15 protein-coding genes and 1 pseudogene (1 of these 16 running past the window's edge) are annotated in these 14,387 nt (G+C 46.2%); 14 read left to right on the forward strand and 2 right to left on the reverse strand.

The features are described from left to right. The 14 genes from EYO21_07325 to EYO21_07390 all read left to right on the forward strand — a co-directional run. A partial coding sequence (locus EYO21_07325; protein HIB03614.1) for a 3-deoxy-manno-octulosonate cytidylyltransferase occupies positions 1-599 on the forward strand: 599 nt, incomplete at its 5' end. After that, positions 592-2,214, forward strand: a complete 1,623-nt coding sequence (locus EYO21_07330; protein HIB03615.1) for a CTP synthase — start codon at positions 592-594, stop codon at positions 2,212-2,214. The genes EYO21_07325 and EYO21_07330, both read left to right, overlap by 8 nt. Further along, on the forward strand, positions 2,211-3,023 hold the full coding sequence (locus tag EYO21_07335) for a 3-deoxy-8-phosphooctulonate synthase (protein ID HIB03616.1): 813 nt from the start codon (positions 2,211-2,213) through the stop codon (positions 3,021-3,023). The genes EYO21_07330 and EYO21_07335 overlap by 4 nt, the downstream gene beginning before the upstream one ends. A 1-nt stretch (position 3,024) precedes the next feature. After that, positions 3,025-3,576, forward strand: a complete 552-nt coding sequence (locus tag EYO21_07340) for an HAD-IIIA family hydrolase (GenBank protein ID HIB03617.1) — start codon at positions 3,025-3,027, stop codon at positions 3,574-3,576. Then, on the forward strand, positions 3,569-4,555 hold the full coding sequence (locus EYO21_07345) for a KpsF/GutQ family sugar-phosphate isomerase (protein ID HIB03618.1): 987 nt from the start codon (positions 3,569-3,571) through the stop codon (positions 4,553-4,555). Before EYO21_07340 ends, EYO21_07345 begins: the two co-directional genes overlap by 8 nt. Next, positions 4,552-5,079, forward strand: coding sequence for an LPS export ABC transporter periplasmic protein LptC (gene lptC, locus EYO21_07350; protein ID HIB03619.1), 528 nt, complete (start codon positions 4,552-4,554; stop codon positions 5,077-5,079). Before EYO21_07345 ends, lptC begins: the two co-directional genes overlap by 4 nt. Continuing rightward, the gene (gene lptB, locus EYO21_07355) at positions 5,076-5,819 is read left to right on the forward strand and encodes an LPS export ABC transporter ATP-binding protein (GenBank protein ID HIB03620.1); all 744 of its coding nucleotides are present in this window, start codon (positions 5,076-5,078) and stop codon (positions 5,817-5,819) included. The genes lptC and lptB overlap by 4 nt, the downstream gene beginning before the upstream one ends. After that, complete coding sequence (gene rpoN / locus EYO21_07360) at positions 5,819-7,183, forward strand: RNA polymerase factor sigma-54 (GenBank protein HIB03621.1); 1,365 nt, start codon at positions 5,819-5,821, stop codon at positions 7,181-7,183. Before lptB ends, rpoN begins: the two co-directional genes overlap by 1 nt. Before the next feature lie 25 nt (positions 7,184-7,208). Then, positions 7,209-8,159: an FtsH protease activity modulator HflK gene (gene hflK / locus EYO21_07365; GenBank protein HIB03622.1), complete on the forward strand. Its 951-nt coding sequence runs from the start codon at positions 7,209-7,211 to the stop codon at positions 8,157-8,159. Then, entirely contained in the window at positions 8,156-9,004 is an 849-nt protein-coding gene (gene hflC / locus EYO21_07370; protein HIB03623.1) for a protease modulator HflC, read from the forward strand. The genes hflK and hflC overlap by 4 nt, the downstream gene beginning before the upstream one ends. Beyond that, positions 9,001-9,540, forward strand: coding sequence for an ATP-dependent protease subunit HslV (gene hslV / locus EYO21_07375; GenBank protein HIB03624.1), 540 nt, complete (start codon positions 9,001-9,003; stop codon positions 9,538-9,540). Before hflC ends, hslV begins: the two co-directional genes overlap by 4 nt. Continuing rightward, complete coding sequence (hslU, locus tag EYO21_07380; protein HIB03625.1) at positions 9,537-10,880, forward strand: ATP-dependent protease ATPase subunit HslU; 1,344 nt, start codon at positions 9,537-9,539, stop codon at positions 10,878-10,880. Before hslV ends, hslU begins: the two co-directional genes overlap by 4 nt. Positions 10,881-10,898: 18 nt before the next feature. Next, positions 10,899-11,816 carry an ornithine carbamoyltransferase gene (argF, locus tag EYO21_07385; protein HIB03626.1) on the forward strand — a complete coding sequence of 306 codons (918 nt, stop codon included), beginning with the start codon at positions 10,899-10,901 and terminating at the stop codon, positions 11,814-11,816. Between the two features lie 320 nt (positions 11,817-12,136). Beyond that, positions 12,137-14,083, forward strand: a complete 1,947-nt coding sequence (locus EYO21_07390) for a hypothetical protein (GenBank protein ID HIB03627.1) — start codon at positions 12,137-12,139, stop codon at positions 14,081-14,083. A gap of 2 nt (positions 14,084-14,085) precedes the next feature. Here EYO21_07390 and EYO21_07395 read toward each other — a convergent pair whose 3' ends face one another. After that, complete coding sequence (locus EYO21_07395) at positions 14,086-14,313, reverse strand: hypothetical protein (GenBank protein ID HIB03628.1); 228 nt, start codon at positions 14,311-14,313, stop codon at positions 14,086-14,088. A 65-nt stretch (positions 14,314-14,378) separates the two neighbouring features. Next, a pseudogene (locus tag EYO21_07400) lies at positions 14,379-14,387 on the reverse strand (hypothetical protein); it runs 1,425 nt beyond the window's last position.

Genomic DNA, 14,387 nt, shown 5'->3' on the forward strand with positions numbered 1-14,387 from the left:
CTTCACAACTTGATAAGGTTATTGTATCAACTGATCATCCTGCTGTTCAAAAGGCAATGGAGGATTTAAATATACATGTCATGATGACAGCCGAGAACCACCGCTCCGGCACTGATAGAGTGGCTGAAGTTGCTGAATCTGTCAGCGGTGATATTTTTATCAATATTCAGGGAGACGAGCCTTACATAGAGCCGGAGATCATTAATCTTCTTATGGAACAATTTCAGACAGAACCGACAACACCCATGGCTACTGTTGCTTCTACAAATCTGTCTGATGAGGATTGGAATGACCCTAATATTGTTAAAGTCCAAGTTGGAGAAGACAGAAATGCGGTCGGTTTTTTCAGGGTGCCCGCCAGCCAGATGCCTGGGGATTATTGCTACAAACATCTGGGCATTTACGGATTCAAAAGAGATTTTCTGATCGAGTTTGCCGGAATGGCTCGATCCGCTAACGAGAAATCTCTGGACCTTGAGCAGATGAGAGCTTTGGATAACGGGATACCCATTTCGGTGGTAATTACCGATCTTGACTCTGTGGGGATAAACAGACCGGAAGACCTTGAAAAATTGAAGGAGACTGAGATCATTGCCTAAAAGACCAACGAAATACATTTTTGTATTGGGTGGTGTCATTTCCGGACTTGGCAAAGGAATTACCTCCGCATCCATCGGCTATCTGTTGAAGAGCAAAGGTCTATCTGTCACCATTATGAAGCTGGATCCTTACCTTAACGTAGATCCCGGTACCATGAACCCCTATCAGCACGGCGAAGTGTTTGTTCTGGATGACGGTTCTGAAACGGATCTTGATCTGGGGCACTACGAGCGGTTCATCGATGTGGATATGAGCAAGAACAACAACGCCACCACGGGCCAGGTGTATGAGGCTGTTCTGAAAAGGGAGCGTCTTGGAGATTACCTAGGTCAAACGATTCAGGTTATTCCACATATCACGGATGAGATTAAACGACGCGTGTACGAAATGAATAAACCGAGACGGTTTGATGCAGTTATAGCCGAAGTTGGGGGTACGGTCGGTGACATTGAAAGTTTACCATTCCTGGAGACCATTCGACAGATCCGCTTGGAAAAGGGACGGGAGAATGTATTTATTGCCCTTGTGACCCTTTTGCCGTTCGTGGAAGCCAGTGAAGAGTTAAAAACAAAACCGACACAACACAGTGTAATGAAATTGAGAGAGATCGGTCTTGAGCCCGACCTGATTCTTTGCCGGTCATCTTTTCCAGTCCCTAAATCTGTGAAAGAGAAGATTTCACTCTTTTGCAGTGTGCCAACCTCGCATGTTGTTGAAGCGAGAGATGTGAAAAGCATTTATGAGATCCCTCTTGTTTTCCATGAGCAGAAAGTTGGTCAACTTGTTGCCCAACAGCTGGGCCTTGATGGCGCGAATCCTAACATTGCCAAATTGGAAGCGTTCGTGGATCGATTCAAGAATCCTAGTCACGAGGTCACCATTGCTCTCTGTGGGAAATACACAGAACTCCCCGATGCGTACAAGAGCGTGCTAGAGGCGTTCGTCCATGCCGGTGTGGAAAATGACGCCCGTGTTTCTATTAAATGGATCAACTCAGAGGAACTTGTCTCAGATGAAAAGTGTAATAAACAGTTCGCTGGTGTTGATGGCATATTGGTACTGCCAGGTTTCGGTGATCGTGGTACCGAAGGAAAGATTCTCGCAGGAAAGTATGCGAGGGAAAAAAAGGTCCCTTATCTAGGGATCTGTCTCGGATTGCAAACAGCTGTCATCGAATTCGCCCGCCATGTCTGTGGCTTGAAAAAGGCTACCAGTACCGAATTCAAAAAGCGAGCCAGTGAACCTGTCATAGATCTCATGGACGGGCAGAAAAAAGTAAAACGTAAAGGTGCTACTATGCGTCTTGGTGCTTACGCTTGTGAAGTTAAATCAGGAACAAAAACCTATAAGGCTTATCGGAAGAAAATGGTCTCAGAGCGGCATCGCCATCGCTACGAAGTAAATAACAAATTCCGGAAAGTGCTGGAGAAGCATGGCATGATCTTAAGTGGCATAAACCCAGACCTGAATCTTGTAGAAATCATTGAATTACCCAATCATCCTTGGTTTGTGGCGAGTCAATTCCATCCCGAGTTAAAAAGCCGCGTAAACCGTGCCCACCCTCTATTTCGAGATTTTGTAAAAGCAGCTGTAACCCACAACAACTCACAATGACCATAACTGTTGACAGCGTCGTTTTCGGTGCCGATGCCATGCCTGTCATCGCTGGTCCCTGTGTCATAGAATCGCGCGACCACAGCCTGAAAATGGCTGCTGCATTAAATGAGATTTTTTCCAAACTCGCCGTACCGTTTATTTTCAAGTCATCTTTCGACAAAGCGAACCGAACCGCCGGCGATTCATTCCGAGGGCCCGGTTTGGATGAGGGATTACAGATTCTCGCTGAAGTCAGAAGTGAGACAGGTGTCCCCGTTTTGACAGATATTCATGCTCCTGACCAGGCGCAACCTGTGAGCGAAGTGGCGGATGTGATCCAGATCCCGGCATTTCTTTGCCGGCAGACGGACCTGCTGGTGGCGGCCGCCGAAACCGGTAAATGCATCAATGTAAAAAAAGGGCAGTTTGTGGCGCCGGGAGATGTGGGTGCTATTACTGAAAAAATAGAAAATGCCGGGAATAGTCAGATATTGCTCACAGAGCGTGGTGTTTCTTTCGGCTACAACAATCTCGTATCCGACATGCGTTCAATTGAAATGATGAAAAAAACTGGTTATCCGGTTGTTTTTGATGCAACTCACAGTGCCCAGCATCCCAGTGCAGCGGGGAACCGCTCGGGAGGGGATCGTGAGATGATCCCGCTTTTGGCTCGGGCTGCAGTAGCCGCTGGTTGTGACGCTCTTTTCATGGAAATCCATGATGATGTTGATGGTGCAAAAAGCGATGCTGCCACCCAGTGGCCTCTTGAAAGAACGGAAGAATTGATCTCCTCACTGGCTCGAATTAGGGAGGTAGTTGCTTCTTGATATGAGCAAAACCGTTGAACAGCGTCTGCGAAAGATCAAGCTCCTCATCGCCGATGTGGACGGCGTATTGACGGACGGCTCCATCTATCTGGGGAACGACGGTGTCGAGTTTAAACGATTCAGTGTCCTTGACGGGGCCGCTGTGGCCTTTGCGCGAGCTGCGGGGTTGAAACTTGCTGTCATCTCGGGGCGTTACTCTCCTGCCACAGAATCGAGAATGAAAGAATTGGGAATTGATGAAGACTGTTACCAGGGAAAACTAAACAAATTGAGAATTTATGAGGAGCTCTGCCATAAGTATGACCTCAAGGATGATGAGGTAGCTTACATTGGCGATGATCTTATCGATGCGGATGTTATGGAGAAAGTAGGCATGGCAATAGCTGTTCGCAACGCACACCCTTTTATCAAAGAGATCGCTCACCACTGTACGGAAACTGTTGGCGGAGAGGGAGCATTTCGCGAGGCGGTGGAACTGATCCTGAAGGGTCAGGGCCTCTACGAAAAAACACTCAAAACCATCAAGGACAGAATTGCATCAAAACATGAGTAAGAACAAACAGAACATCGATATCGGCCGGAATGTCGTCCAGATCGAATCGGAGGCACTTACGTTGCTGGCAAAAAGGATCGGAGAAGACTTCGACAAAGCGGTGGAACTGGTCTTTGATAGAAGTGGTCGGGTTGTGGTTACTGGCATGGGTAAGTCGGGTCTTATTTCACAGAAGATTGCATCCACATTCGCCAGCACCGGCACGCCCGCACAGTTCATCCATCCCAGTGAAGCTGTCCACGGTGACATCGGTATGGTGACTTCACAGGATACAGCTCTTGCCGTATCAAACAGTGGTGAGACTTATGAAATTATCCAGCTCCTACCAATCTTTGCACGACTGAACGTGCCTGTTATTGCACTTGTGGGGCGAACCGATTCTACCATAGGCAATAAAGCGGATATCGCTTTGGATGTGAGTGTTGAGAGAGAAGCGTGTACACTGGAACTTGCACCCACTGCCAGTACCACAGCAACGCTGGCCATGGGAGATGCCTTGGCCATTGCACTCCTCGAAAAGCGTGGGTTCAAAACTGAGGATTTTGCACAACTCCATCCCGCCGGCTCTCTTGGGAAAAAGCTCCTCCTCACTGTCCAGGAAATCATGCATTCTGGTGATGATCTTCCCATCGTCACAGATTCCACTGACGTAAAGTCCACGCTCCTCACCATTAGTGAAAAACGCCTCGGCGTCGCTGTTGTATTAAATGATGAAGGTCAGCTGTGCGGAATTATCACTGATGGTGACATTCGCCGGGCTTTTGAAAAAGACAGCGACTTGTTTAATAAAACAGCAGAATCACTGGTGCTGTCTGAAGAGCCAAGATGGGTATCAGCCGATACACTTGCCATCAACGCACTGAAAATCATGGAAAAGCATGCAATTACTTCTCTGCTTGTCTATGAGTCTGAAAAAAAGGATTTGGCTCCTAACGGCTTGGTTCATATTCATGATATTTTAAAAGCAGGAGTAATGTGAAGATCATAGTTCCGTTGGTTCTGATGGCATCTCTTTCAGGTTGCGGAGGATCCGACAGTGATGCTTCACTGGGAAGCAAGGATGATTTTGTTGATCAGGAGAGTTGGAACCCTACTATCATTCTTACGCGTGAAGCTAAAAAACGAGCGGTTGTCAAATCAGGACATATGGCGAAATATGCCGAAAAAAAAGAAGTGATTTTGGAAGGAAATGTAGATGCTGATTTTTTCTCCATCGAGGAAGAGCATATGTCCAATCTGAAATCAGAACGGGCCTTTGTCTATGAGAAAACTGATAATCTCCTTGCTATCGGAAACGTTGTGGTGGTCTCAGACAGCGGTGTAACACTTTTCACAGATTCCCTTTACTGGGACAATAAGCTGGAAAAGATCACATCAAATGATACTGTTATGCTGACCACTGAGACAAATGACACGCTTTACGGCGTCGGCTTTGAATCGGATGTGGACCTCAATCACTGGAAGATTTTAAAACCGTGGGGGGTTACGGGACGGGAGAAATGAGTTCGCAGTCAAATAGTGTCATTCTTAGAACTGAAGATCTCATAAAGAATTACGGGAAGAGAACGGTCTTAAAGGACGTCTGTCTGGAGTTGAAAAAAGGCGAGATTGTAGGCCTCCTTGGGCCTAACGGCGCCGGCAAAACAACCTCATTTTATATGATTACCGGGATGATAAGGCCAACAGGCGGCTCGGTCTACTTGGGAGATGATGAAATTACCGACCTCCCCATGTATCAGAGATCGCGAAGAGGTATCGGTTATCTTTCTCAGGAACCTTCCATCTTTACGAAATTATCTGTGGAGGACAACATTCGTCTCGTACTGGAGTTGACCAATTTTTCCAAGAGCGAACGAGAAGAACGGCTGGAGACTTTACTCAATGATTTGTCCATAACTGAGATCAGAAAAAACAAAGGGTACCAGCTTTCAGGTGGAGAGCGCCGCCGAACTGAAATATGCCGAGCTTTGGTCATTGATCCTGATTTTATTTTGCTCGATGAGCCTTTTGCCGGCATTGATCCCATTGCCGTAGAAGATATCCAGAATATTATTCAAAGCCTCAGTGATCGCAATATCGGAGTACTTATAACAGATCATAATGTTCGGGAGACGCTTTCTATTACTGATAGGGCATATCTTCTGTATGATGGTCAGATCCTTAAATCGGGGACTTCTGAATTTCTGGCCAACGATGAAGAAACACGTAAACTTTACCTTGGCTCAAGATTTACACTGAACTGATGTCGAAACTGTCACAAACTCTGGAACAACGTCAAAAGCTGTCGCCTCAGCAGATACTTCAGACGGTCCTTTTGCAGATGAATAGTGTTGATCTTGAAGAGAGAATTTATAAGGAGCTGGAGGAGAATCCGGCCTTGGAGATCAGTGATCCTGAACAGACTGAATCAGATTCTGAATCAGAAGAGTCCAAAGAGGATGTAGACTGGGACGAAATTCTGAATTCTGAAGATGAGGAGAGGACAGAGGGACCGTACGACAGGTCTAAGAAAGAGAGGGAAGTGCCCATCATGGAGGTGCTAACGCCGGTGGAAAGGTTGCTGGAGCATATCGACCTGCTGGATATCTCCTCTACCGACCGTGCCATTGCGAAGTCTATCATCTGGAACATTGATGAGCAGGGCTATTTGGGCACCGAAATTGACCTTATCGCAGACAGGCTTGACGCCGAGGTGAGCGATGTGAAACAGATGCTCCGGATTGTCCAGCGGATGGAGCCACCGGGGATTGCTGCCCGTGATCTTCAGGAGTGTCTGGCTGTCCAGCTCGAGTTGAGCGGGGATAATGATTTAGCGTACAAAATTATTACGGAAAAGTTTGAAGATTTTGCCAACCGCCGATTCGAGCGGCTGAAGGAGGAGCTGACCTGTAACCGGGATGAACTCCAAGAAGCATTTGATGTCATTTCCCGGCTCAATCCCAAGCCCGGCGAAGGGTCGCCAACTTCAGATGCCGACTACATTCTTCCTGATCTGCTTGTGGAGGAAGTGGACGGCAAACTTCTGGTATCTGTGAATGATGGTAATCTTCCTGATATTCGCCTTTCTTCTTTGTATGGGAACCTCTTGAAGGCAAAAAACGGGAACAGTAGTGATGTGAAAATTTTTTTGAAGAAGAAAGTAGAGTCAGCAAAGTGGTTTGTTCTAGCCGTTCAGCAAAGGCAACTAACCATGATAAAAGTGATGAATGCCATCATTAATAGGCAAGATGCCTTTTTCAGCGGAGATACTTCAACCCTCCGTCCCATGATCTTGAAAAATATTGCCGATGCAATTGAGATGGATATCTCCACCGTCAGCCGTGTGACACGAGGGAAATATGTTCAGACACCGTGGGGAGTTTTTGAACTGAAACACTTCTTTTCCGAAGGGATGACAACTGAGAGTGGTGAAGAAGTTTCTACTAAACTGGTAAAGGATGTGCTCAAGAAAATTATCGATAGCGAAAACAAAGGACATCCGAACTCTGATGACAAATTAGCAGAGATGATGAAGGAAAAGGGATATCTCATCGCAAGACGAACAGTTGCGAAGTATCGTGAAAAGTTAAAGATTCCAGTGGCCCGTTTGAGGCGGGCTTTACCGTAATTAAACCATAAAGGAGAACTGAAAGATGGCAAGAAAGATAATGGTGGGTGATCAAGAGATCACAATACCAACGTTCAACATTGGTGGACTTGCAATCCTGCTATTAGTCGTAGGTGCCTGGTTTGTCTTGAGCGCCTTTTTTATAGTGGGCCCAGATGAAGAAGGCGTCGTCCGCCGTTTCGGCAAATGGGTGAGGACAGAGCCCAGCGGTCTTCACTTCAAATTCCCTTATCCCATTGAAAAAGTTGACCTGCCCAAAGTGACGCAGGTACAACAGATTTCTGTCGGCAGAATTCTCAAGGAAGCGAAAATGCTGACAGGGGATGAAAATATCCTCCTTGTAGAGGTGAGAGTTCAGTACAAGATCAAGGATGCGGCCCAGTATCTGTTCAATGTCCGAAACGTAGAAGAGCTCATCAAGGATGCTACTGAATCAGCTTTGCGGCAAACCATAGGATCTCACCCCATCGATGACCCTCTCACTGAAAAGAAGGCAGAGATCATGGATGAGATTCAGTTGTTGCTGCAACAAATGCTGGATGATTACAAATGCGGCATTGATATTCGGCAGGTTCAGCTTCAGGATGTAAATCCTCCCCAGGAAGTGGATTTTGCTTTTAAGGATGTTCAGAGCGCCAAGGAGGAGAAAGAGCAGCTCATTAACCAGGCCCTTGGTTATCAGAATGACCTTATCCCGAAAGCTCGGGGTGAAGCGGTGACAATGATCCGAGAGGCGGAAGGTTACAGGGAAGAGCGTGTCAAAAGAGCGGAAGGTGATGCGTCAAGATTCCTTTCTGTTCTTGCTGAATACCGCAAAGCGAAAAATGTGACGGAAAAAAGGCTTTATCTCGAAACCATGGAGCAAATTCTTCCGGGTATTGATAAAGTTATCCTCGACGAAGAGGCTGGGAATCTATTAAATATATTGCCATTGGGAAATCTTGGTGGTGTAATGAAAACGGGGGTGAAAAAATGAGAATTACAGGATTAATTGTTCTGGTGGTGGCAGCTGTTACTCTTTTTATCACAGCTTACACAATTGATGAAACTGAGCAGGCCATTATTATTGAATTTGGCCGACCGGTCGATAAACCTGTGATCGAAGCAGGATTGCATTTCAAAATGCCATGGCGGCAGTTGGTTAAGTTCGACAACCGGATTTTGGAATACGATGTAGAGCCGAAAGCCATTCTCTCCCTTGATAAAAAGCGGCTTGAGGTAGACAACTACGCCCGGTGGCGCATTGGCGATCCACTGATGTTCTACAAAGCTGTGAGAACGATCAACGGTGGTCTGAACAGAATTGATCCCATCGTCTACTCTGAACTGAGGGTGGAACTGGGCAAACACAACCTGACGGAGATCGTTGACAAGCGGCGCGAAAAAATCATGGAAATTGTTACAGTAGAAACCCGGAAAAAACTAGTGGAATACGGGATCGACATTCATGATGTCCGGATCAAGCGAGCGGACCTTTCTAAGGAGAATGAGAGAGCTGTTTTCGATCGGATGATCGCCGAACGGGAACGACAGGCGAAACAGTACAGGTCGGAAGGTGAGGAAGAAGCCCTAAAAATCCGTGCCGAGACAGACAAGGAAAAAACCATTATTCTTGCTGAGGCCTATAAACAGTCGCAAGAAATTAAAGGTGAAGGGGATGCTAGTGCGGTGGAAATCTACGCTAGCGCATTTAAGTCAGACCCCCAATTCTACACGTTTGTCCGGACATTGGAGGCATACCAGAAAGTGATCGATGATAGGACAACACTCATCCTTTCCACCAATTCGGAACTCCTGGATTTAATGAAAGGGAAGAAGTGAACGTACGAGCCACTACAATCCTGGGTGTAAGGCTGAAGAACGGTGCCGCCATGGGAGGAGACGGTCAAATCACCTTTGGTGACATGGCTCTTAAACAGAAGGCTGTAAAAGTGAGAAAGTTCGAAGGGGACAAGAAACTGATTCTCGGTGGTTTTGCGGGTGCTGCGGCTGACGCCCTCACGCTCTTTGGTAAATTTGAAGAAAAGCTGGAAGAGTACAACTGGCAGCTTCAGAGAGCAGTGGTGGAACTGGCAAAAGAGTGGCGCACGGACAAGTACCTCCGCCACCTGGATGCACTACTTTCTCTTATGGACAAGGAACACAGTTACCTTGTTTCAGGTGATGGGAACATTATTGAACCGGACGGCTCTGTTATCTCTATCGGATCAGGAGCTGGGTATGCACAGGCCGCTGCTCAGGCGCTGCTCAGTTGTAAGATCAATTCCCCCAAAGAGATTGTGAAGCGGAGCCTTGAAATAGCCGCAGATATCTGCATTTATACAAATCATCACATTACTGTGATGGAACTGAAGTGAAGGATCTAACGCCAAAAGAGATCGTTTCTGAGCTCGACAAGTATATTGTCGGGCAGGAGAATGCTAAAAAATCTGTGGCTATTGCTCTAAGAAACCGTTGGCGTCGCCAGCAGCTTTCTGAAGATATGCGGGAAGAGGTTGTTCCGAACAATATTATTCTCATAGGCACCACAGGCGTAGGAAAAACGGAAATCGCCAGGCGGCTTGCAAACCTTGCTGACGCACCATTCATTAAGGTTGAAGCATCCAAGTTTACGGAAGTGGGCTATGTTGGCCGTGATGTAGAATCCATTGTCCGGGACCTCATGGATATTGCTGTCTCCATGGTGCAGTCTGAGATGAAAAAAACTGTTACTAAAGAGGCGGAGAACCTTGCCAATGAGCGATTATTGGATCTTCTATTTCCCATCAACGGTGCCGCAAGTCAAAAGGGTGACAATCCGGAGGTTCTAGAGCGGCAGCTACGAACAAGGGATAAACTGCGAAATAAATTGATGGCGGGAAAATTTGAAGATAAAGTGGTGGAAATCAACATTTCTAATGAAGGAATGCCCATGATGCAGATTTTTGGCTCTGTTGGACTAGAGGAGATGGGGATGAATCTCCAGGAAATGCTTGGCAGTTCCATTCCACAAAAGAGAAAACAGAGACGCACCACTGTATCGGAAGCTAGGAGGATATTGGCTCAGGAGGAGCTATCAAAACTCATTGATCATGATGAGGCGATTCGGGAAGCGAGGTCAAGAGTGGAAAATTCGGGAATAGTTTTTCTTGATGAAATTGATAAGGTTGTTGGCGGTAATGCTGGTTCAGGCCCTGATGTTTCAAGGGAAGGGGTCCAGCGCGATATTCTTCCTATCATTGAGGGAAGTAATGTTAATACAAAGTATGGGGTTGTTCGGACGGATCATGTTCTTTTCATAGCTGCCGGGGCTTTCCACGCCTCAAAACCGTCCGATATGATTCCGGAACTTCAAGGCCGTTTTCCCATCCGCGTTGAAATGGACAACCTAAATTCAGAAGATTTTGTAAAGATACTGACTCACCCCCAAAACGCACTCATTAAGCAGTACTGTGCTCTTTTGGAGACGGAAGGGGTAAAATTGACATTCACCAAGGGAGCTATTGATGCCATCGCCAGAATCGCCACAGAGGTGAACGATTCAACGGAAAACATTGGTGCAAGGCGCTTACATACCATTATGACCACTCTCCTGGAGGACATCTTGTTTGAAAAATCGGAAGTTGCGTCGGAGTCTGTCTCGATCACGAAAGAGATGGTCGTGGGTCGACTGTCGGAGATTGTGCAGAATCAGGACCTCAGTAGGTATATTCTCTAATCCAAATTAAAGAGATCGTTGAATAAGGATTTTCTGCACATTACAGATTTCTTAACGGAAGAGATTCGCGCAATTTTTGATCTTTCCGCCCGCTTGAAAAAGGAGACTCACAAAGGGAAGCCTCACCATCTTCTCAAGGGTAAAACGCTGGCCATGATCTTTCAGAAACCGTCGACCCGGACCCGCGTCTCATTCGAGACCGGCATGTGCCATCTCGGCGGACATGCGCTTTTTTTAGGACCGGCTGATGTGGGACTAGGGAAACGTGAAGCGGTGAAGGATCTGGCTAAGCTTTTCTCCCGCTATAACGATCTGATCATGGCACGTGTTTTCGATCATGAGCATGTTATCCAACTGGCTGAGCATGCCACTGTACCGGTCATTAACGGTCTAACGGACTACAATCATCCATGCCAAGTCATGGCTGACATTTTTACTGTGCTAGAACACCGGGGTCATCTGGATGATCTGAAGATTTCATTCATCGGAGATGGGAATAATGTTTTTCACTCATGGCTTTTTCTCGCTCAGCGACTGCCTATGCAGTTGGGGCTGGCGTGTCCGGAAGGGTATGACCCTAACCAGGAACTGGTTGAAAAGACGCGTTCAACCGGCTTGAGTGAAATTGTTATCTCCCACGACCCTTTTGAGATTGTATCAGGTTCTGATGTTATCTATACAGACGTCTGGACGAGTATGGGGCAGGAAGAAGAAACGGAAGAAAGGGCGAAAATATTCCAGCCGTTCCAGGTCAATTCAGAACTGATGGAGGCTGCTGGTGAAAAGGCCTACTTTCTCCATTGTCTTCCAGCACATCGAGGCGATGAGGTGACGGATGATGTGATCGATAGCCCTCAATCCATTGTATTTGATGAAGCTGAGAACAGGATGCATGTCCAGAAAGCGATCATGGTCACACTCATGGGGGCAACATAGCCCCAAGTCTTAAGGCTTGCCGGACTTTCCGGTATTTATTCACCGGCCTATTCTTTTTTCTCCTAACACCTCTATCTGCGCAGACCTACAGCAGGGATCAGTTTAGCGCACGTGTCAAAGATGCCCTTGCCGCTGTAAAAGAAACGGAAAGTTCTTTCAAAAGTATTGAGAGAGCTATAAAAAAACAGTTTCCGACAGGTTCACAAAATTCGCCTATTTATCTTTATCTAAAAGAGCAATACACATCCTACGGCGATATTGTAAAAAGAACTAATACAGCTGAACCCTTATTCAAAAAAAATGGTGCTGCTTACGAAAAAATGTTTGGTGGTGTCTTCAAAAGAAAAGATAAGATCACGACTGAAGATGATGAGTTTGCTGAGGCGAAACGCCTTGCCAATGAATTAGAGGCAATTCTGACTTCGGTCCAGGAAGATTTTGCCAAAGTGCCTTCTTTGGATCAATTCCTGCGGGATATTCTAGAGCGATCTGAAAAGGTTGCTGAGCTTCAAAAAGAGTTGGGAAAACAGGTGTCATCATTTTCCCGCGGAGTAGAACGTAACCGGAAGTCAACTCAAGCAGTTGAATCAGAGTTTAAAGATGTTTCAACCTGGCTAATAAAATACCCGTTTTCCAAAGAAGGAGACAAGATTCGAGAACAGCTTTTATCAATGCAATCAGAGTACACTGGTAATCAAACGACTCTAGAGAATATTCACAAGCAGATCAGACATTTCCTTTCCGGTGCTGCCAGCCCTGGTGAGGAAGGGACGGTTTGGGAATCCATTGATGCAATCAACGATGAGCGTGTGAAACTTCTTTCAAGTCTCGAGGCATCACCGGCTACTCTCGAAGCTCAGCGGGAAAAGCTGGAGCAGATGAGCCGTGGCATGGATGATTTCAGAAAAGAGGTGGCAGACGCTAGGGATGATTTAGATAAGAAACTCCGTTCTTTTACTAAAGAAGTTAAGAAAAATCATCAGGCAGCGGAAAAAATTGAGGCTCAGTTTTTAGATGTGTCTGCGGGGATTGAAACCTACCCAATTTTTACAGGGGGTGATTTGGTTAGAAAACAACTGATGTCCATGCAAGATGAGTACAATAGCTATCAGGATTCTCTTCAGGCGACTCTCGCACATTTTGATCAATTTCTGGCAGGAAAAACAGAGCCGGAAGAAGGACAAACCGCCCGTCAAACTCTTGATGATATCCAAAATAGGCAGACAAAACTTGAAACACGACTTGAAGCAAAACCTGAAGTTCTTGAACAACAGCGAGGGAAACTGGATGATTTAAACAAACTTATTGCTGAGTTCAAGGATGTGCTTAAAGATATGGAGACAGGCATTGTCTCTCTTGATGTCAGCATTCGGGAAGAAGAAGCGGGACTTATGGAAGACAGTCTCCGTTATGTGTCGCTCATGGCCCGCATACCTGCCGGTTTTACTGATGTTAACTCACCTTACCTTGAGTTAACGTCGTCATTTTCTGATATTGCTTTAAAATTGGATGCTTCGAGAAAGGCGTTGATTGACCTCAGGACAGCTCGGGTAGACCTCATCAGTCACGTCGCCACCATGGACGGTATCAAGACGAATGCTGTGAAATATGACCGTTTTAAACAACTCCAGAAAGACTTTGCCGAGGCGAACAAAACGGGCGTAAAACGTTTGAAAGAGCTGGATGATGCTATCGAAGCGTACCGCCAGGTAATCCTCGATAATTTCTTGAACACGCCTGAATACTGGGCTCTTCTTTATGAAGTGGAGTTTAAATCTTCCCGAAAGGGTGATGTCTTGGCTGAGAACTACGGTTTTCTTTTGGACATGAACAGGTTTACAGCTGAGAAGTATCACGGCCACCTGGTTTCAGATTTTCAACTTAAGCTCGTTAAGAAAGGGAAAGTAAATCCCGCATTTGAGTTTACTTTTTCAGGGGAGTACAATTTTCCCATTGAGGGATTCAAAATTGTCAGTTCCGCTGGAACTGTTCTGATGGAATGTGTGAGAGATAGTGTTCCATCGAAAAGTGAGGACTTTAAAGATGAAGGTTTGGTGAGTTTTGAATGGAATGTTTCCGTTCCTGTCCCTACCCTTGCCCAGATCGTAGATGATCCTGATCACTCATTCAGGATACTGTTCGTCACCATCGGCAATAGGGTGAACCTAACCGGTTACACTACAAAAGTATACAGGGAATACAGAATCCCACAGGTAAGACTCGATAATTGGATGAAAATGGCTGGGCTTACTGAGCCCGTTTCCTAAATCTATTCCTTGGCTTTATAATCTCGCCAAGTCACCTCATTGGTGCGGTAGGATATCCTGGTACTTTTCTGTTTTTCCACCACAACGCGGTATGTCCCCATCTGTCCCGGTTCCAGCGATGCATCGCTGATCACGCCTGTGGTGAACTTGGTGGTGGCACCGTCGACCATGGCTCCGCCAACACCTAAGGGATCTGTTGTGGAGGCCCAGAGAAAAAATGTAACTTTCACAAAATCTGCCCGTTTTTTTCCGATGTTTCTTACCCTTCCCAAGAATTCTTCGCGGTTGGGATACTCTATTTTTT

The organism is Candidatus Neomarinimicrobiota bacterium, assembly GCA_012964825.1.
Classification (GTDB): domain Bacteria; phylum Fidelibacterota; class Marinisomatia; order Marinisomatales; family S15-B10; genus UBA2125.